This window comes from candidate division KSB1 bacterium (assembly GCA_034506395.1).
Classification (GTDB): domain Bacteria; phylum Zhuqueibacterota; class Zhuqueibacteria; order Thermofontimicrobiales; family Thermofontimicrobiaceae; genus Thermofontimicrobium.
Map to the genome: position 1 here is coordinate 114,967 of JAPDPQ010000010.1, position 20,179 is coordinate 135,145.

At 44.1% G+C, this 20,179-nt stretch carries 18 protein-coding genes; 7 read left to right on the top strand and 11 right to left on the bottom strand.

Features of this window, described 5'->3' with window-relative positions:
* Window positions 1–35: 35 nt before the first annotated feature.
* Genes ONB37_08670 through aroF form a run of 4 tightly spaced genes read left to right on the top strand, consistent with a single transcriptional unit; the run spans window position 36 to window position 3,722 of the window.
* Window positions 36–680: a phosphoribosylanthranilate isomerase gene (locus ONB37_08670; GenBank protein ID MDZ7400219.1), complete on the top strand. Its 645-nt coding sequence runs from the start codon at window positions 36–38 to the stop codon at window positions 678–680.
* 21 nt (window positions 681–701) lie between these two features.
* Window positions 702–1,949, top strand: a complete 1,248-nt coding sequence (gene trpB / locus ONB37_08675) for a tryptophan synthase subunit beta (protein ID MDZ7400220.1) — start codon at window positions 702–704, stop codon at window positions 1,947–1,949.
* A complete protein-coding gene (gene trpA / locus ONB37_08680) occupies window positions 1,939–2,724 on the top strand; it encodes a tryptophan synthase subunit alpha (protein ID MDZ7400221.1) in 786 nt (261 codons plus the stop codon). The genes trpB and trpA overlap by 11 nt, the downstream gene beginning before the upstream one ends.
* Window positions 2,718–3,722 (top strand): 3-deoxy-7-phosphoheptulonate synthase, encoded by a 1,005-nt coding sequence (gene aroF, locus ONB37_08685; GenBank protein MDZ7400222.1) that lies wholly within the window; start codon window positions 2,718–2,720, stop codon window positions 3,720–3,722. Before trpA ends, aroF begins: the two co-directional genes overlap by 7 nt.
* Window positions 3,723–3,998: 276 nt before the next feature.
* Here aroF and ONB37_08690 read toward each other — a convergent pair whose 3' ends face one another.
* The 4 genes from ONB37_08690 to ONB37_08705 all read right to left on the bottom strand — a co-directional run bounded on the left by ONB37_08690 (window position 3,999) and on the right by ONB37_08705 (window position 6,558).
* Window positions 3,999–4,445, bottom strand: a complete 447-nt coding sequence (locus ONB37_08690) for a protein kinase (protein MDZ7400223.1) — start codon at window positions 4,443–4,445, stop codon at window positions 3,999–4,001.
* Between the two features lie 189 nt (window positions 4,446–4,634).
* On the bottom strand, window positions 4,635–4,973 hold the full coding sequence (locus ONB37_08695) for an STAS domain-containing protein (GenBank protein ID MDZ7400224.1): 339 nt from the start codon (window positions 4,971–4,973) through the stop codon (window positions 4,635–4,637).
* Window positions 4,974–5,389: 416 nt separating this feature from the next.
* A complete protein-coding gene (locus ONB37_08700) occupies window positions 5,390–5,815 on the bottom strand; it encodes a serine/threonine-protein phosphatase (GenBank protein MDZ7400225.1) in 426 nt (141 codons plus the stop codon).
* Window positions 5,816–5,991: 176 nt separating this feature from the next.
* Window positions 5,992–6,558, bottom strand: a complete 567-nt coding sequence (locus tag ONB37_08705; GenBank protein MDZ7400226.1) for a DUF502 domain-containing protein — start codon at window positions 6,556–6,558, stop codon at window positions 5,992–5,994.
* A gap of 470 nt (window positions 6,559–7,028) precedes the next feature.
* On the opposite strand from ONB37_08705, the gene ONB37_08710 reads away from it, so the two are divergent.
* The 3 genes from ONB37_08710 (at window position 7,029) to ONB37_08720 (ending at window position 12,215) form a co-directional block, all read left to right on the top strand.
* Window positions 7,029–8,819 (top strand): ATP-binding protein, encoded by a 1,791-nt coding sequence (locus tag ONB37_08710; protein ID MDZ7400227.1) that lies wholly within the window; start codon window positions 7,029–7,031, stop codon window positions 8,817–8,819.
* 210 nt (window positions 8,820–9,029) lie between these two features.
* On the top strand, window positions 9,030–10,526 hold the full coding sequence (locus ONB37_08715) for an arylsulfatase (protein MDZ7400228.1): 1,497 nt from the start codon (window positions 9,030–9,032) through the stop codon (window positions 10,524–10,526).
* A 99-nt stretch (window positions 10,527–10,625) separates the two neighbouring features.
* Entirely contained in the window at window positions 10,626–12,215 is a 1,590-nt protein-coding gene (locus tag ONB37_08720) for a sulfatase (GenBank protein MDZ7400229.1), read from the top strand.
* Between the two features lie 293 nt (window positions 12,216–12,508).
* On the opposite strand, the gene ONB37_08725 is transcribed toward ONB37_08720, so the two are convergent.
* From ONB37_08725 to ONB37_08755, 7 genes are all read right to left on the bottom strand, one after another.
* Window positions 12,509–13,861, bottom strand: coding sequence for an alkaline phosphatase (locus ONB37_08725; GenBank protein MDZ7400230.1), 1,353 nt, complete (start codon window positions 13,859–13,861; stop codon window positions 12,509–12,511).
* A gap of 16 nt (window positions 13,862–13,877) precedes the next feature.
* Window positions 13,878–14,276: a hypothetical protein gene (locus tag ONB37_08730; GenBank protein ID MDZ7400231.1), complete on the bottom strand. Its 399-nt coding sequence runs from the start codon at window positions 14,274–14,276 to the stop codon at window positions 13,878–13,880.
* Window positions 14,277–14,436: 160 nt separating this feature from the next.
* Window positions 14,437–14,628, bottom strand: a complete 192-nt coding sequence (locus tag ONB37_08735) for a hypothetical protein (protein ID MDZ7400232.1) — start codon at window positions 14,626–14,628, stop codon at window positions 14,437–14,439.
* A gap of 191 nt (window positions 14,629–14,819) precedes the next feature.
* On the bottom strand, window positions 14,820–16,343 hold the full coding sequence (locus tag ONB37_08740; GenBank protein MDZ7400233.1) for a T9SS type A sorting domain-containing protein: 1,524 nt from the start codon (window positions 16,341–16,343) through the stop codon (window positions 14,820–14,822).
* Window positions 16,344–17,078: 735 nt separating this feature from the next.
* Window positions 17,079–18,344, bottom strand: a complete 1,266-nt coding sequence (locus ONB37_08745) for a ScyD/ScyE family protein (GenBank protein MDZ7400234.1) — start codon at window positions 18,342–18,344, stop codon at window positions 17,079–17,081.
* Between the two features lie 322 nt (window positions 18,345–18,666).
* A complete protein-coding gene (locus ONB37_08750) occupies window positions 18,667–19,491 on the bottom strand; it encodes an AraC family transcriptional regulator (protein MDZ7400235.1) in 825 nt (274 codons plus the stop codon).
* 150 nt (window positions 19,492–19,641) lie between these two features.
* Window positions 19,642–20,166 (bottom strand): flavodoxin domain-containing protein, encoded by a 525-nt coding sequence (locus tag ONB37_08755; protein ID MDZ7400236.1) that lies wholly within the window; start codon window positions 20,164–20,166, stop codon window positions 19,642–19,644.
* Between the last annotated feature and the right edge of the window lie 13 nt (window positions 20,167–20,179).

Sequence of the window (20,179 nt, forward strand, 5' to 3'; positions counted from 1 at the left end):
GACTTGATTCTCTGTTTTGAAGAAGTCTATTTAACATGATGAAAAAGGAATGGATTATGCTTTTTGTAAAAATATGTGGCATAACCAATATTGATGATGCCCTGTTAAGTGCGGAATTGGGCGCTTCGGCGGTGGGATTCGTTTTTGCTCCCAGCAAACGCCGCATTTCCGCTGAACAAGCCAGACATATCATTTCTCACCTACCGAAGGACATCGAAAAAGTTGGTGTTTTTGTGAATGAATGCCCAACGAATATTTTAAACCTTGCTAATTACGCAGGTCTCACTTGTGTTCAACTTCATGGCAATGAGAGCCCAATGATGTGCGAATTGTTGGGAAAATATCTGCCTGTGATAAAAGCAGAGAAAATCACCCCCGAGGGCCAGTTCATGCACAATTTGGATCTTTCCGCATGGAAAATCTTATTGGACACGCATGTTCAAGGGATCCATGGTGGCAGCGGCAGGACATTCAATTGGGAAGCTTTGATCCAATTAAATCTGAGCAATATTATCATTGCTGGTGGGCTTGGGCCAGAGAACATCGAAGCGCTATTGGCCAAGGTTCAACCTTTTGGCGTGGATCTGTCCTCGAGTTTGGAGGCTTTCCCTGGGAAGAAAGATCCGATGAAATTGCAGCTCTTTTTTTATCGGTTAAAAAGAAACGATCTTTTGCGTTGATATATGGAGGATGCAAATAAAATGGACCTATTTAAATTTGAACACGGCCGAGAAGGCTATTACGGTGAATTCGGTGGTGCGTTCATACCCGAGATTTTGCGCTCCCCCATCATGGAATTGCGCCAGGCGTTGCAAGCTGCCAAAGATGATCCAACCTTTTGGTCTGAATTTGTGGCGCTGATGAAAACGTATTCTGGTCGGCCAACACCCATTACTTACCTGGAAAATCTGACAAAGTATCTGGGTGGGGGAAGGATCTATGTGAAACGGGAGGACCTTAATCACACGGGTGCGCATAAGGTGAATAATGTGATGGGGCAGGGATTAATTGCCAAGCGTCTTGGAAAAACCAGAATAATTGCTGAGACTGGCGCCGGACAACACGGTGTTGCAACAGCAACCATGGCTGCACGGTTCGGTTTTGAATGCGTGATTTATATGGGAGAAGAAGATGTCCGTCGTCAACGCCCGAATGTTTTCTGGATGGAACAACTTGGCGCTCAAGTGGTCCCGGTGCGGGATGGCTCGAAAACCCTGAAAGATGCAATCAACGAGGCGATGCGGGACTGGGTCACCAATTTCGATACGACCCATTATGTGCTTGGCACCGTTTGTGGACCTCATCCATTTCCAGAGATGGTGGCCTGGTTCCAATCGATCATTGGTCGCGAAGCGAGAGAGCAAATGATCCAAATAGCTGGGGAGCTGCCGTGTCGCGTATATGCCTGTGTCGGTGGCGGGTCGAACGCCATCGGCATTTTTCAGGGATTTTTGGACGACCCTGTTGAACTGGTTGCTGTGGAAGCTGGAGGAAAGGGATTACAGAGTTCCAAACATGCAGCTCGCCTGGCAAGCAACCATGGCTCAGTTGGGGTAGCACAAGGCTATAAGACCTATTTTCTGCAGAATGAAGATGGTCAGATGCTCGATACCTACTCCGTGGCAGCAGGGTTGGACTACATCGGTGTCAGTCCCATCTTCAGCTATTTGGCTCAGATCGGCCGAGTTCGCTTTGAGGCTGCAACGGATGAGGAAGTTGTCGCCGCCTTCCAACTAGTCATGAAAAAAGAGGGATTGATTCCAGCGTTAGAGAGCGCCCATGCCTTTGCATTAGCTTTGAAAGAAGTACCGAAAATGAAGCCAGAAGAAACGATTTTAATCAACCAATCAGGGCGTGGGGACAAAGATATTTTCACTGTGGCAGAGGCGTTGTCTGATAAAAATTGGAAAGAATTTATTAAGCAGAGAGCAAAGAATTATGAGAGTTGATGAATATCTTCGGGAGCGGCTAAAACGCAAAAGAATTTGCCTAATGACACATATCATTGTTGGTTATCCATCATTCGAGGCGAACTTGAAAGCGTTGGAAATCATGGCCGAGAACGATGTGGACGTTGTGGAGATTCAAATGCCGTTTTCTGAACCGATCGCAGACGGCCCGATCTTTGTTCGTGCCAATCAGATGTCACTTCAGCGTGGGACAACGGTAGATCAATATTTCCGATTTATGGAGAAAGCAACCGCCCGGTTCGACTTCCCTCTGCTGATGATGGGATACTATAACCCTGTTTTCAAAATGGGAGAGGCAAATTTTTTAGATCGCCTTCAATCATCAGGTGGGAGAGGGTTTATCATCCCAGATTTGCCAATTGAGGAGGGTCGCAATCTATTTGATAGAGCAAAGCAAAAGGGCCTGGCAGCGATCCCCCTCATGACGCCCAGCTCCACTGAGCAGCGGCTCAAGGAGCTCGGCAAAGCTGGAAGTGGATTTGTCTATGTAGTGGCGCGGAAAGGTGTGACAGGGGAACACACCAAATTTGAAGATGATTTTGCTGATTATGTTCAGAAATGTCGCCGCGCAACAGAGCTGCCATTAGCAGTCGGATTTGGAATTTCACAGAAGCAAGACCTGGATTTTCTCGTCAATCACGTCGAAATGGCCATTATTGGAACTCGCATCTTAGAAATATGGGAAAATAATGGTGAAGAAGGCCTTCAAGCTTTTCTTCAAGAAATAAAACAATACTTGGAGCGCTTATGTTAATCGTCATGCATGTCAATTCGACACAAGAGCAAATTGAAAAAGTCAAACAAAAAATATTAGATTTGAATTTGCAGCCCCATGTCATCCCGGGTCAGTCCCGTTGTGCAATTGGCATTACTGGGAACAAAGGACCCATTTCACCCGAGCATTTCAAGGGTCTGCCTGGCGTGGTACAATGTATTTCTGTGACTAAGCCCTACAAACTCGTCAGTCGTGAGATTCGGCAGGAAAATACAGTGATTGACCTGAAGGATGTCCAGATCGGCGGCGACAAAATCGCCATTATTGCAGGCCCTTGTTCGGTAGAGACCGAAGATCAAATTTTCACCATCGCCCATCAGCTTGCAAAGATGGGGATCAAAATCTTTCGAGGGGGAGCTTTCAAACCTCGAACTTCCCCATACTCATTCCAAGGATTGGGGAAAAAAGGATTGGAGCTTCTTGCGCAAGTGAGGCGAGAAACGGGAATGAAGATCATATCAGAATCTGTCGATGCTGAGACATTGGATCTGGTCACAGAATATGCAGACATTATCCAAATTGGCGCAAGAAATATGTATAATTACAGCTTGCTTAAACGGGTAGGGAAAATAGCCAAACCCGTCCTATTGAAACGGGGATTTTCAGCCACATTGGAAGAATTTTTAATGGCAGCAGAATACATTCTCGATGAAGGGAATTTTCAAGTCATTTTGTGTGAACGCGGCATAAGGACCTTCTCCGATTATTCACGCAATACGCTGGATATGAACCTGATTCCTGCGATCAAGCAATTAAGCCACCTGCCAATTATTATAGACCCCAGCCATGCCAGCGGCGATCGCAATTTCGTCCTGCCGTTAGCCCGTGGAGCAATCGCCGTGGGTGCCGATGGTATCATGATTGAAGTCCATCATGATCCAGAGAATGCACTGAGCGATGGTGCTCAATCGCTCTATCCAATGCAAGTGAAAATACTAATGGAGCAGATTCAAGAAATCGCTAAAATAATTCGATGAAAATGTGCTATGCTGTTGAATGGTCAAAAAAATGGTTGAAATCATTATTGCCCCAGTTCTGGGGCTATTTTTTATTACTTGACCTGTCGTGTAGTAAAAAAATAACCTGACACATGCCACACTTAATTTCATCAATCTTAGTGTTAGAGCTTTTTCGTTGTTACAGATTCATTTTAAAGCATTATCATGTGAAACCAGCTTTCATAAATCAAATAGGCTTGGAAAAGCTTATGCTCCGCGCTCCAAGCTGTATTCTCCCTGCACCATGCCCTCGTTTCACACCTTTCCACACCGTTCCCGCACAAAATCCTTCAGACTCGTCAGCGGCATGGGATATTGCTTGAGCGTCTCGGTCATGTCAAACGTCTGATCCGTCGTGTCATAATTAATCCCAGCCTTAGCCAGCTCCCTCCCAATTTGCGTGGCAAAATCGATGACGCTGTTAACCGACAACTGCTTGCTGATAACTTTCTTAGCAAGCCTCATTCCTCCATAATATGCCATGGCAATAAACAACCACCCCTCATTGATTTTGTAAATGGTGCGAATATTGGGATGATCCAGCGCTAAAGCACTCTGTGCTTCTTGAATGAAGCGATCTTTTGCCTCGCGACCGCGAGTCAATTTTGGGAGGAGAAATTTGAGAGCGACAATTCGTTTAAGTTCCAGCTCCTCGGCTTTGTAAACGACGCCCATCCTGCCTTCACCAAATTTCTCAACTATTCGATAATGAAATACGATCTGACCGATTGTGACATATTTCGCTCCCTAAAACGAAACAAGGCATAACCATCTTGCTGGCCATGCCTTGAAAGAATCTCTCCCCTCAAATTCCATGTGCTTCTGCTGTAAGGCCATTTTGATTTAAGGAGGCCACTGATTCCATCGCTTGGAGCGATGGAATCAGTATCGTTATTTGAACGTTGCCACTGCCCGATCCACGGTTTCGTAGGTATCGAAAACCGTAATCAATTTGGTGATCATCAACAGGCTATTGATTTTCTCAGTTGCACCAGCTATTTTCAATTGCCCTTCGGCGTTAGTCACGGATGTAAGGCAGGAGATCAACATGCCCAGGCCCGAGCTATTGAGCCATTTGACGTCGGAAACGTCGATAACGATTTTCTTGATCCCATCGCCTAACAAGCTTTTCACCTTTTCATGCACCTCTTTGGTCTCGTCGCCGCCCATCAATTTCCCGCTGACCTGAAGAACAGCCACATCGCCTTGGATCTTTTCTTTAACTGCCATTTTTCCTCCCAGAGTTTTTTCTTGATTTAATTAGAAAAAATATTGCTTTTTAATATATGAAACTAATCCTTCAATGTCAAATAGAAATTTTGCAATGCAAGATATTCTCCCACAGAACTGTAATTCCACAGAAATGGCTTTCTTGCTTTTTTAATTCTTTGGGATGCTATTTCTGAGGTCAAAAAAGATTTTGCCATTTGATCAAACTTTAAACCAACTAAATACTAATTCCCGAATTACCTAATTACCCAACCTGGACAAGCCAGAACCAAAAAGATGCTTGACCGCTAATTACGCGAATTAAACCAATTTGGCTAATTGTTAATTTGCGCAATTTGAAAAATTAGCGGAATTCGCGGTCAAAATATTTTTGCCCAGTGTACAACAATTTTACCATTTGGGAACTCATTACCCAGTTACCCAGTTGCCTTTATGGCAATCACCAACACATCATCGGTCTGCTTCGCCTTGCCCATAAAAGCAGCCAATGAGGATTTTACATTTTGAATCACCGCATCGGCCGATTTTGACGCTACTTCTTCGACAGCCTGAATCAACCTGCTTTCTTCAAATAACTCCTGATTTTCATTGATCGCCTCGGTCACACCATCGGTGTAAATTAAAAAGAGATCGTTGCGCTGCAAGGGAATCTCTTTCACGTCATAATCACATTGTTTGATCAGATTCAAGGCGCGGCCCTTCAATTCGACCAACTGGCAGGATCGGCTCGGGCTATTATAATGCACGATGGGATTATGTCTTGCATCGGAGATCCGTAGCAGTTTTTTATTGACATCAAGATTTTTTGATTTGAATGTAAGTCTTGAAACACGATAGCGTATTGCATTTAATCATGATTATTGTCATGATCCCATTTGTGCTAAACCCTGAGGCAATAAAGCATTCGGTTTTGCGTTCTAGCCAGTTTTTAACACCCGACGACATCTATCAGAATCAATCGGTGATGAATGGCAATCGAATCATTACAAGCGCACCACCTGAGACAAAAGTCCCATTTTTAGGACTCCTTTTTCTTTTCAGTAATTGATTTTGGTGAGACAATCCCACCGGAAACGACTAACTTCAAAGCGGTTTCAATTGAAATATTAACCCTAATGATTTCCTTTTCTGGTACTGCGACAATGAACCCAGTGGTAGGGACCGGTACGCTGGGAACATAGACATTGACTAAAGTCTCTGAACCTTCAAGATTTTTTCGTTCGACAGTGCTCGTAATAAATCCATAGGAATAAATCCCCTTGCGCGGATATTCGATCATAACAACTGCTTTAAACGATGTCCGATTCGGCACAGTCACAGCTTGCATCAGTTCTTTGGATGCATTGTAGATTTTATTGACGATTGGGATGCTTGAGATTATTTTTTCGGTATACTGGAGAATTTTTTTCCCCAACAAATTGCTCGCTAACAGTCCCATGAATAAGATGAGAAGAATCGTAACCAAAATACCAATACCAGGAATATGAATGCCGAATAAACGCTCAGGTAACGTCCCTACCAATCCGTCAATCGCCTTCAAGAGAAATTTTAAAGCGAGGAAAGTTGCAATTATCGGGACGGTCACAAAAAGTCCCGAAATAAATTTGCTCCGCAGATATCTGAGTATGGACCTAATTTTTGATCACCTCCTTCATGCATCACAAGATCTTGCATCATGAGCGTGCTTAGATCTTTCAATAGCAGCGCTCCTGTGAATCCTCTGAATTTTTATTAAATCACCAAAAAAGTTGCTGCCATGGTTATTCTATGGAGCTTCAAGACTGTACTTCTAAGGAAGCATTCTAACTTACCAGTCTCGCGTTACTAAAATTTTTATTTAACTGAAAAATTACATCAAAAGCAATCAAAATGAATTAAGATTAGCCTGTGTTCAAAATTTTATTTTTTGATTTGTTTGGAACTCATCTCTTACACTATTGTTGGTGGCATTTTGATCATTTTTTAGGGTAGAATACTGAAAAATTTTTGGAGAAAGGGTCCATCGATCGAACAAAAAATTATTTTTGCTGTTTAAATAAAAAAATGGGAGAGAATATGTTCAAGAAATATCAATGGAATCTGCTGCTGATTGTCCTTTCTGTCTCTATGGTCGGATTAATTTTATTTGACCTCGTTTTTTATCATAGTATCAAGCGCTATTTATTCGATCTGATTTTTAATGAGATGCGGATAAAAACAGAATTGGCGCTCAGCATGTTTGATGAGCATCGAATTGGCAATCTGAACGAATGCGAAACGGCTTGCTTTGAAATTTGTTATCGCATCAGAAGGATTGTCAATGCGCGAGTGACGATTATCGATTCCAACGGAAGGGTGATCGCTGATTCTGATGTCGCCAAGGATCAAGTTAGGCAGATGGATAATCATTTGAGCCGTCCAGAAATTCAACAAGCCAAGGAGACTGGTATTGGTCAGAGTTATCGGATGAGTGACACGGTTCATCGGAAGATTTTCTATACCGCTTTCCCGATCAAATTCCAAGGGAAACTCTCAGGTTTTTTGCGATTGGCTTATTATGATCAACGGTTTGAGGAGTCCCTTTCCAATATCGTTACGCTCATCGTTGCAGCCAATATCGTTGGTTTGATAATTTTGGTGCTGCTGTCGTATTTTTTTAGCCGGGTCGCTGCAGCACCAATTACTTCGATTTTGAAGGTTGCCCAGAAAATTGCTAATGGTGACCTAGAGAGATCGTTCCCTATTGGCAGGGTAGATGAAATAGGTACATTATCTCTGATCTTCAATGATCTTACCGATAAATTGAAAAACCAGATCCGACAAATTTCGCACGAGCGATCGAAATTGGAAGATATACTATCCAACCTTGATGCTGGGATCATTGTTCTGGATCACCAAAAACACATTATCCATGCCAATCCTCGAATTTTTCAAATGATGAAATTTGATTATGCGAGTATTGACCATAAAAATTTGCTTGAGATCATCCGAGATGAGCCACTGATCGTCGCAGTGGACCAGGCGATGAAAGAAAAAACGAAAATTGCTGGAGAGTTTGAACGTCTGGTCGATCAACAGAAGGTATTTTTTAGCTATATTGTGACTCCATTTTGGCTGGCTGAACTTGGGGATAATGGCGCGTTGGTTCAGTTGTACGATATCACAGCGGTCAAGAAATTGGAGGCAATTCGGCGAGATTTTGTAGCAAACGCCTCTCATGAGTTCAAAACGCCGCTAACTTCGATCGTGGGTTATACTGAAACTTTGCTGGAGGGGGCAGTAGAGAATCGAAGCGATCGCATCAGATTCTTAAGACGAATCAGGGAACAAGCCCAGAGATTAGAGTTTCTTGTCAGCGATTTGCTTAAACTCTCAGAGCTCGAACGCGAGCAACCTCTGGAACTGAAACCCACGGATTTGAGTGCTATTATCAAGGATATTGTGGACGATTTTAAAACATCAGCACAACAAAAAAATATCGAATTAACATTTGATGTCCCGCCGCAGGTGCGAGTGCTGGCTAATGAAGATGGCATCCGTTCCGTGCTGAACAACTTGGTTGACAATGCCATTAAATATACGCTTCCTGAAGGCAAAATACAGGTCCGGGTTTCTAATACGGGTACAAATAAAATCAAAGTAGCAGTGATCGACAATGGTATTGGCATTGATCCCAAATATCACGATCGCATCTTTCAGCGGTTCTATCGGATTGATAAAGCCAGATCCCAAGCGCTGGGTGGTTCAGGCCTGGGATTGGCGATTGTGAAACATATCGTGGAGCGACATGGTAGCAAAATCTACATTGAGAGCGCTCTGGGGAAAGGCAGCACATTCTGGTTTGAATTAAAAAAAGTTGAATCGTAAGACATGAAAACATATTGGATAGAGGATCAAAATCTATTGGCGCTTATAATTGAGAGATCTCATCACCTATTCAGCTTGCATCAAATTTTGCAGCCATGAGAGTCGAACAGCAGGCAAAGTTCTACTTTGTGCCGAAACGATCCCGGTCCCTGTGGCAGCGGCAAAAATTCAAAAAATGTTATGGATAACTCCAACGAGGAGATTGGCAGAATGAAACGTCGACAATTTATTAAAACCACCAGCCTGGCGATCGCTGGTGCTTCTTTCCCAGCCAGCAGTGCCTTTTTCCGATATGCGAGGCGCAAAAAGCCGAACATCATTTTCATCCTGGCGGACGATCTGGGCTATGGCGAGCTGGGTTGTTATGGTCAACAAAAGATACGAACGCCCAATATTGATCGGATGGCAGCAGAGGGCATGAGGTTTACGCAGCACTATTCTGGTAGCCCAGTGTGCGCGCCATCGCGGTGTGCTCTGATGACTGGGAAGCATACCGGCCACGCCTATATCCGCGGCAATGATGAAATGACCGAGCGTGGCGATGTGTGGCACGATCCAAACATCGAAGGACAACGCCCGCTCCTGCCTGGAACAGAGACCATCGGCAGAATGATGCAGCGAGCCGGTTATGTCACAGCGGCAATTGGCAAATGGGGTTTAGGTGGCCCAAACGATTCCGGCCATCCCAATCAGCAGGGATTTGACTTCTGGTACGGGTATCTTTGCCAGCGTCTGGCACACAACTATTATCCCGCGCATCTTTGGCGCAATAGTCAAAAGGAGATTCTAGAGGGCAACAGTTACTTTTTCCCGCATCAGCCTTTGCCCGCGGATCGCGATCCAAGAGATCCCGAATCTTATAAAATTTATGTTGGCCGACAGTATTCGATGGACTTGTTAGCCCGAGAAGCACTGTCGTTCATCCAGGCTAATCGGGATAAACCGTTCTTTCTGTATCTGCCATTCACAATCCCGCATCTGGCTCTCCAGGTGCCGGAGGACGCGCTGGCCGAGTACGAGGGCAAATTTCCTGAAACGCCCTATCTTGGTGGTAGTGAAAACGGTTATCTCCCAAATCGTACGCCCCATGCTACCTATGCTGCCATGATCACGCGATTGGACCGGGAGGTGGGAAGAATTTTGGACTTGCTGAAGGTGTTGCAACTTGATGAAAACACGTTGATTTTCTTTTCCAGCGACAATGGTGCTGCCTGGCCGCATGGCGGCGCTGATCCCGTCTTTTTTAATAGCAATGGTGGACTAAAAAATTACAAGGGATCGGTGTACGAAGGCGGCATCCGTGTCCCGTTGATCGCCAGGTGGAAAGGCAAAATTAAGCCCGGCACAATTTCTAATCACATTTCGGCCTTTTGGGATTTTTATCCCACATTAGCTGAAATTATTGGAGCAAAAGTGCCAGCCGATATCGATGGCATCTCGCTGCTGCCGACCTTGCTGGGCAAACCCCAAAGAAAGCATGATTTTCTCTACTGGGAATTTCAAGGACAACAGGCCATTCGCATCGATCGTTGGAAAGCTGTTCGGCTGGGGCCTGATCAGCCGGTTGAATTATATGATTTAGAAAGCGATCCGGGCGAGAAGAATAATGTGGCCAATCAGTTTCCTGACAAAGTCGAGGAAATGATTAACCTGCTAAAATCGGCCCGCACCGAATCGGAACTGTTTCCATTATCAAAGAGCCAATAAAATCCTTCACGGCTGACCAATCGGTTGGGGAATTTGGTCGGGCAACAAGCATTCAATCCTCTCGAATTCCGAGAGGAATTCAATCAAAGAATAGCATTCATGTCCCAAACAAAAACATCTCGACGGGAATTTTTGAAGCGCACCGGCCTGGGGGCTTCGGCGCTCATGATACCTTCGGTATTGTTAAAATGTGGCAGAGCCCACCGTCCCAATATACTATTTATCATGACGGATGATCACGCCTACCAGGCCATCAGTTGCTATGGCAGCAAGATCAATCAAACGCCCAACATCGATCGATTAGCCGACGAGGGGATGCGTTTTGCCAATAGTTTTGTCACCAATTCCATCTGTGCGCCAAGTCGGGCCGTAATGCTCACTGGAAAATACAGCCATATCAATGGGCAGATCGACAATAGGGTGACGTTCGATGGCAGTCAGGTGACTTTTCCGAAATTGCTGCAACAGGCCGGCTATCAAACCGCGGTCATCGGCAAATGGCACTTGAAAAGCGATCCCACCGGCTTTGATTACTGGAGTGTGCTGACAGATCAGGGACAGTATTATAATCCCGATTTCATTGAAATGGGAATTAATAAAAATTATACTGGTTATGCCACAGATCTGATTACCGATTTCAGTCTCGATTGGTTGGATCATCGTGACAAAGGCCGTCCCTTTTGTCTGCTGTTGCATCATAAAGCGCCGCATCGCAACTGGCAGCCAGATGAAAAACATCTGATGATGTACGAGGACATCGAAATTCCCCTTCCTGAAACTTTTTTTGATGATTACAAAACTCGCAGCGCTGCTGCCCACCAACAGGAGATGACCATCGCCCAGCATACGAATCTAGCGTATGATTTGAAAGTGCCGGCAGAGGGCGATTCCACCAGTTTGAAGGACCTGGAACTGGCGTTTTTCAACGATTTAAAACGAATGACCCCGGAGCAACGACAGGCCTGGGATGCGGCCTATAATCCTAGAAATGATGCGTTCAGAAAGGCCAGCTTACAAGGCAGGGAACTAACGAAATGGAAATATCAACGATACATCAAGGACTATCTGCGCTGCATTGCTTCGGTGGATGATAATATTGGTCGGGTGCTGGATTATTTGGCAGATAAGGGATTGGCGGACGATACGCTGGTGGTTTACACCTCGGACCAGGGCTTTTATCTAGGTGAGCATGGCTGGTTCGATAAGCGTTTCATGTACGAGGAGTCGCTGCGCATGCCATTGATCATGAGATATCCGCAGGCAATCCGCCCCGGAACTGTCAACCACGATCTGGTGCTGAATCTGGATTTTGCACCGACATTTGTAGATTTTGCTGGTATGAAAATCCCTCACGACATGCAGGGGCAATCGCTGCGGATGCTTTTGAGTGGTCGCACCCCGCAAGGCTGGCGAGATGCCATTTATTATCATTATTATGAATATCCGGGCTGGCACATGGTAAAACGCCATTATGGCATCCGCACCAAACGCTATAAACTGATCCATTTCTATTATGACATCGATGCCTGGGAGTTTTATGATCTGGAGCAGGATCCCCATGAATTGAACAATCTTTATCAGCATGCCGATTATCAGGAAATCATTCAGCAGCTAAAGGCAAAACTGACAGATCTGCAACGGCAATATGGGGATTCGGATGAGCTGGCCTGGAGCTATATTAAAAAGTGAGCGCACCGATTATCCCATTTCCTGCATGCGAATGATCGATCGATGGAGTATTACCAGGGACGCTCACTTTTGAGATCAGATGAATTCAAAACCGAATCTCGTAGCTGAAAATCTCAGCAAATATTTCAATCGCAATATCGGACAACCCTGATGCTTAGGCTTGAAGCGGCGATTGGAAAGAGAACCACCTGATCATTGCTGTTTTCAACATTTTCGATTTTTAAAATTTTCAGCTTGAGTCGCATGGTAAGCCAACAGTTATCGCTGGCGAATTTGTAGTGGCTCGCTTTCCATTAATCAGCCACTGCAGGGCCGAACAGCAAAAGCAGCACGGCCCCCAATTCTGTATTATCCAGATATCTTCCTCTCACTGGATCGATCTGATCGGCATAGCGATCGAACAGCTCGCTGCCAGCACCTTTGGCAAAGAATGCAACCAGCGAATTGGTGTGCTCGCCACTGTTCCATTGCATCCCAGGCACCACGCCCTGGCCTCGGTTTTCAATCGGATGCCAAACAGGTCTGCCATCAGCTTGAACGCCCGAATTGGGACCTGTGAGATAGCCAGTTTCGTGATCAGCCGTAACGATTACCAACGTCTCATCCCAATTGCTATGTTGCTCCACCCAACTGACCACCGCAACGACCGCCCAATTGAAGCCGATCTCCTCCTCGATCATTCGGCCCGATTGATTATTGTGCGCTGCCCAATCCACGGCGCCGCCTTCGATCATCAGGAAAAAGCCATCGGGATCATCATCGAGAATATTGAGGGCGGCTTTGGTCATCTCCTCCAGGGTAGGAACGGTTTGAATGAACGGCACGGCATAGGGCGGGGCCTGCCTATCGCCATTGCGCTCTTGTTGTAAGGTGGTCGCCACTTTGGCGATGCCGATGACCCGTTTGGGAGTCGGCCCAGAGGCAAGCCGCTGAAATGCCTCTCGATCCTGAATCAAAAACCATGGGTCGGCAATCCCATCACCATCGGCGTCGCCGCCTGCCTGGCCCTGGGTCAGCGCCTTCCAGACATCCCGGCCGCCGACATATTTGAAATCCCCGCTGGATATTGGCTCGCCATTCTCATTGAAAAACGGGTGTCCTGCACCCATGATCACGTCCACACGACTGTCCAATATCATCTCCCTGGCGATCTCCTCATAGTTTCTCCGATTTACATTATGAGCGACAAACCCAGCAGGCGTTGCGTGAGAAAATGGCACGGAAGTGATCACGCCAGTGGCCTTGCCCAGCGCTTCAGCCATTTCGACAATATTTTTCAGTCGGACTTTATTGACATCTACCCCAATGGCGCCGTTATATGTTTTAGCACCCGTGGCCATAGCTGTGGCGGCAGCCCCCGAATCGGTCGGCTTTTGTCGGACGTATTCAAAATCGCTCCATGCCAGGGTGGGATCATAGCCGATGCCAGTGGCGGGGTAGGTGCTCATGGCATAGCGGACTGGGAATTGTTCATAAATTTGCACCCCAGTTCTGCCGTGCTCAAATAAACTGGCCGCTGCAATATGATTAAAGCCGCAGCCGTCGCTGATCATCAGGATGATATTTTTAGGCGTGCTGGCAAATGAAAATGAGGTCAGATATAAAATAATAGCAAGTAATAAAAGCCTCATCTTTGAATGCTTCATATTCTTCTTCTCCAAATTATTTCTCAATTGCCAATCTCCCGGTGAGCAAAGCAAGCAATAGGGTTATGGGTGCAAAAATTAGCTTTTCGACCGCCACCCCAGACGCAAGATTGCCGATAAAATTCAAAACGAAATAAGCAAAAATGATCCAGATGGCGATGTTGATCAGCCTGTTCAATCGGCTCCAATGGCTATATCTCAATTTTGCGATGACAATGAATAAAAAAATTAGTGTCATCAGCAATGAAATGGCCTCCAGGATATAAAGCCTGGTCAACGAGCCACCAATGTTTCCGCCCCAAACGAAATTGGGCGGTACAATTTTAACGAGGACGAATAGATGCAGAACAATCAGCAAGCTCAAAAAAATGATGAGCAACTGACCTGCCAGATTTTTGCTAATCCATTTTTTCATTTCTGAGATCTACTCAATTAGTAAATCGCCTAAGCAGAAAATTTGTCATCGATACTGCTAAGCACTTTAGCAAGGTTAAAAAGAATACTTCAGATCTTTTTCAAATCTAATGGATCTTATTCAGCTTTTGCTTGAGCAATCAGATGCTATTTTTGATGATTCATGCCAGATACCTTTTCATCTGGTACTTTTGTGCCAATTCAATCCGTTCGGTTTCGGGCAGCGAGGCCATATACTTTTTCCAACCAGGACACCAATTGGTATGCCAGCGCCAGATTCGCCCCAGAAAAGATTTCGGATTGTTATCGTATTTCGCCCTGAAAGCACAGGTAGCGCAATTGATTATGCCCATTGGAAGACTCCTTATTTTTTTAAGAAGTAATGTTTAGTTATGAACTCGTGATTTTGTGATCCTTCGGTTTTTTGAACCAATATTTGTTTTTTCAATCGATCCTATGCTCGCAATCATAACATGCATGATTTCTAAAACATGTCATTTTTTTGGTGTCCATCGACGGGCGAATCATAAGAACTTTGTTCATTTTATCTTAATAAAACCATTTTTCTGATTTCCTCATAGGAACCAGCGCTCAATTTATAGAAATATATTCCACTTGGTATATTGTTAGCATCAAATTCAACACTGTAGCTTCCTGCCAGCTTTGATTCATTTACCAGTGATATTATTTCTTGTCCCAGCGGATTGTAAACTTTAAGAGTAACAAAACTCGGTCTTGCCAGAGAATAACGAATGATGGTTTTCGAATTAAATGGATTTGGATAATTTTGTTCTAAAGAGTAAGTTAATGGCTTATGGACGGCATTCAAAACGCCTGTCGCCACTTCGCTGGTTACGGTTTTGATAATGAATGGGATATTGGGTAGAGAATCGTACATTGCAACGAACGTGCTTATCTCCGTTTCATTTATTTCTCTCAAGTGATCGACCAATTCCGGTTTGATCGATTGATGACAGATTGCTGCTATGATTCGATAACTGGCGTTTGGTTCAATAACAATTTTATAAGTGATGATATCACTGCCCGTACCTTCTGAGTTATCGCTTTTATTAAAATCCGGGTCGTTGATCGCTTCTCCATAAATACCTGTGGAGTCATAACTCGCAGAGGAAGATGTAAATCCGACCGGAGGAATGCGATTGTCCTTCACGAATTCAGCCGCTCTCAGCAATGTGTGAGTAACCTGGTGTTCGACATCCGCAAATACCGCTTCATAAACCTGCACTTGATCGTCAGAAGTGATGATTTGATAGTGAGGCTCATAGCCTTTATCATAATCATTAATTCGACCGCTACCATCCCATTCTCCGGATTCGAACACGATTCCACTGCCCACCTTCTCGACTTGTAAATGCACCCACATCCTCCTTAACGGAATACCAGTCGGAAGCTTATGCCCGGCTAGATTTTTAATTGTTACTTTTGCCTCTAGAAAATCATCGATTATTGTGGTTGTAAGACTTAGATCAATAGATTTTTCTTGCAACATAAATTCAGTGCGAGCTTTCGTTGAATCAAAATGTTCTGGTTCTGCGGTGGCGCCAATTGCAGAAATATTGTCCTTGAAAATTTGTTGCATATAAGCATTGCCACCGACAAAGGTGTGGAGCCAGAATGGCGAACGATAGGGAAAGCTCCCCATTCCTGAAATTTTGATCGGGTCGTAGAGCTTTGGCATGTGGCAATCCTGACATTGGATATTTTGACTCGGATAACTGCTATTCTTCCATTCCAAATAGGGCGTTTGTTCGGGAAAATATCCCACGACCTTACCCTGGTAGTCCACCGTTGCTGTGAAAAGTGTATGGCAGGTAGCGCATAGCTCGGATTGGTTGACATGGGGACCATAGGCAGCCCTGTATCCGATAATCGCTGGCATCAAAGTAGTGTCCGAATTTGTATAAGGTCCGTACAAAATTTTATCTGATTTGATGATAAAATGTCCTGAATATGACGAAGCAGAACCCAAATTTTCAGGCGTAATTTGATGGCACAAAGTACAGCTTACGCCATCATTAGCCAGTGGATCATGGTTTAACTCTGCCAATGAGTAGCCAGTTTTCCCATCATAGATCGCTTGCGTGAAGCCCAGCGGCGCATGACATCGAAGGCACGTGGATTCGATGGTCTGCACGAATTGAGGGAGATTATGAATTTCTTCTAAAACCATCGCTTTCCAGATCGGATCCTTACTGGCATTCCCCATCATCGTGGAGCGCCAATAAGTTATAGGGGATATATCATTACCTTGCCAGGTCATGGCGTTACCATTGCTTTTATGGCAAAGAATACAATTACCTGAGCCACTGAACAAGGTCGATTTTCCTGTTGGTAAAGGAATTTGAGAATACAGGGATGAAATAAAAGATAAAATATATATGATAAAAAAATAATGTATTAGTTTCATTTTTTCCCCATTTCAAATTGAGACTTCATGATCTAAGACTTCTTATCAATTAAAAAATTTAACAGGATTTCTTTTTTAAAATATATCACGATTTTTTTCTTTTTCCAAAGCTTTTATTTCATTACCAGCAACAGCATTTAATATTTTCTTAAAATTGAAAAGGGCAACTGAGCATAGTTGCCCTCTTTTTTAATAGACTTTTGCAAAATTAATTCCTACGGTCATTCCGAACCGATCCGCTAACTGGTGGAGGAGAGAGGAATCTGAATTTCTCCTTGAATCAATAGATTAACAAGATTCCTCTCCGCCAACTGGATCTGAATGACATGATTTTCTATTTTGCAGAAATCCAGATGAATATTTATGTTTTTGATCTTATTTTTGAATTAACATCTTCTTTGTCACGGCAAAATTTCCAGCTTTTAATTGATAGAAGTAGATGCCACTCGCCAACCCGTTTGCATCAAACTCCACCGAATGGACTCCGCTACTTTGTTCTTCGCTCATAAGGTTGGCGACTTCTTTGCCAAGCATATCGAAAACCTTAAGCGATACGAAGCTGCTCGACGGAATCGTGTAACGAATGACTGTCGTTGGATTAAATGGATTCGGATAATTCTGTGATAGCTCGAATCCAGTTGGTAACGAGTGCTCGTTTGTGGGAACGTCTGTTGTAGTGATAGGGATATCGGTTACTTTTAGAATATTATCGTCCGCAAACGTGGTGATAAATAGTTCTCCTGAAGAATTAAATACCATTCCGGTGGGCCGATTCAATCCATAGAGCAGCGTATCGATTACGCCATTATGAACTTTTAAGAGGGCACCCAGATTGTTTAGCCATGGCGGGCCAAAATGCGCATGTTGTAATACGACAAGCTGACTATCACGGGGATCGATTGCCACATCAACAATTGCCGTAAAGCCACTTTGATATGATATTATATTGCCTGAAAGATCAACCTGGTAAAGGCGTGCCGCACCAATGGGGATCGGCAGTCCGGTTAAAGTACCCACAATAAATTTATCGCCTGTAAAAACGATGCCAGTGGGAACCGCTTCCGATTGTCCAATGGGACTAAAGTTCGTAAAATTTCTAAGTACACCTGTAATACGATCACGGACAAAAACTTTATTAGCAGCTGCATCCACGATGTACCAATCATCACCTGGACCCAGTTCTATTCGATATGGATTTGAACCAGCGCCAAGGCTACCGATACGGATTCTAGACTGAATCGCTGCTCTGGTCAATGGAGGATCGCCAGGTTTAAAACCTCTGGGATCGACGATCAAAACAGTATTGGACAGAGAATCGTCGCCTGAGCCTTGTAAAATCAGCAATTTCCCATCAATATCAAAGAAAACATCCTCAGCACCGATCGGCTCAAAGCCGGGAGTTCCTGAAGGCAAACCGGTCAAAAAAGGATAAACCTGCCCGTTTGGCGTTACAATGGATATCCGACTGTCATTTTTGCCAGTCCCTTGTTCGGCTACCCATAAGTTTCCTGAAGCATCCAAGGTGATTCCTATCGGATTAACAAGTCCCGTAGCAAATACTTCAACCTTAGGTGTTTGTCCATAAACGGACGATAGCTGAAGTATTGCTAAAATTAAAATGATAGAAATGTGTGTCTTCATATTGCCTCTTTCGTATTTAAAATAGTTAGACTTATTACTTGAACACAGCCATTAAAATTTGCCAATTTTATTAAATTATTTTTATAATTGCTTGAATAAACCTGCTATTGTTTTTAATAAACTGGTTATTTTAGATAGAAAAGAAGCTCAAGCAGCGGGTGAGTAGCTAAGAAGCTATTTAGTGCCTGTCCGGAAATTATCAATTTTTTATTAAAGCAGTCATTCCGAACGAAGTGAGGAATCTGACTTTTCATGAAAATATTGGACTTGCAGATTTCTCCCTGCAGTCGAAATGACACTAAAAAATCAATTCGGACCGACTCTATTTAGCAACACTTCTCAACTTATTGCAGGCGTCACAATAAGACGAGCAGAAGCAGAACTGGAACGTTTCTTTATTTTGGGCAATCTCAGAGGGTTTTATCCCATTCATCTCGACAAATGTTCTGGTGAAATGGGCTGAATCGGCAAAGCCAGCCTCATAAGCAGCTTCGGTAAGGGACTTGCCACCAATGAATGCAATCGTCGCTGTCATAATCCTTTGGTAACGGATGTATTGTCTCAAAGGCAAGCCCAATTGTTCCTTAAAAAGATGCAAAAATCGATCTTCAGAAAGATACACGCTTTGGGCAAGGTTATGGGCAGAGATTGGCGTTGAAAGATTTCGCTGAATCCAGTTGATCACCGATTGAATGCGTTCGTCAATTGGTCCTCGATATCCTTTTACGCCAGTGAGATCATCAATCATTTCTTCAACGATACGAAACGCTCGAGGACAGGTGTATTGGTGATCATAGCACTGCTGAAATTTATGTTTGTAAATTGTGAAGTCTAAATGGTCGAGATATTGAACGGTTGATCCTCTTAAGATATATTTCTGCAAATTCTTCCCACGAGTTCTTTCAGGAACAATAGATAAAGAAACCAGCAGACTCTGCAAATTTTTCAACTGATGGGGAATATGCGTATCGATAAGCACAGCTTTTGTTTCTCGCCAGTCGGCATTATCAATTTTAATAGAAAAGTTTTGATCCAGAGATAGTATGATTTGAATGGCGCCGTGGCGGTGCAATTTATTTTCAATGAGTGGTCCAATGATGAGCATTCTGCCAAGGCAGAAGAAATAAAGTGAGGTTTGAGATTTCATTTTAAAAATCCTATGCTATGACTGCCATCTTGTGACTTTTAAACCAGATTCAACTGTCAAAATTTTGAGCCAAAATAAATATGGGCTTGGTTCCCCTGTTTTGAGAAACAAAGCTGTATTGCTGAATATTTAGGCGACTTGCTAGACGTGCTATTTATCCATAACCCTTGCTTTCAGTTCCTCGGCAATTGCCGCTGCCCAGTTCGAGATCGCCTCCCAATCCCGAAAATCCCCAATCGGCGCTTTCACTTTTTTGATCATCCATTTGTCGAGCCAGCTCAATTTGTCGATATCCGTAGCGCCATGAAAAATGGCGATATCTTTGGGATGAATGCGGTCAGCTATCGGCTGCAGTGATGTGGGGAAGCGCCAGCCCTTCATCAATTCTTCGATATTGCCCTTGTCGGTAGGTCCACTGGAAAATAGCCATACCAGCTTGTTTGCCAAAACTTTTTCATTCGACTTTAAAAATTTCGCCGCTGCTTTGCGCCAGCGGCCGATGTAAACCGCACTGCCCAGGATCACTGCCCTGTAGGCATCGAGATTTTTGACACGATCCGCAGGCAAAACATCCGTGGCAAAGCCCGCCCGACCAAGCACCTGGCCGATTTTTTCGGCAATGCCTGCCGTCGCCCCATATTTGGTGGCGTAGGCTACTAATACTTTATCATTCATTTTACCTCCACAA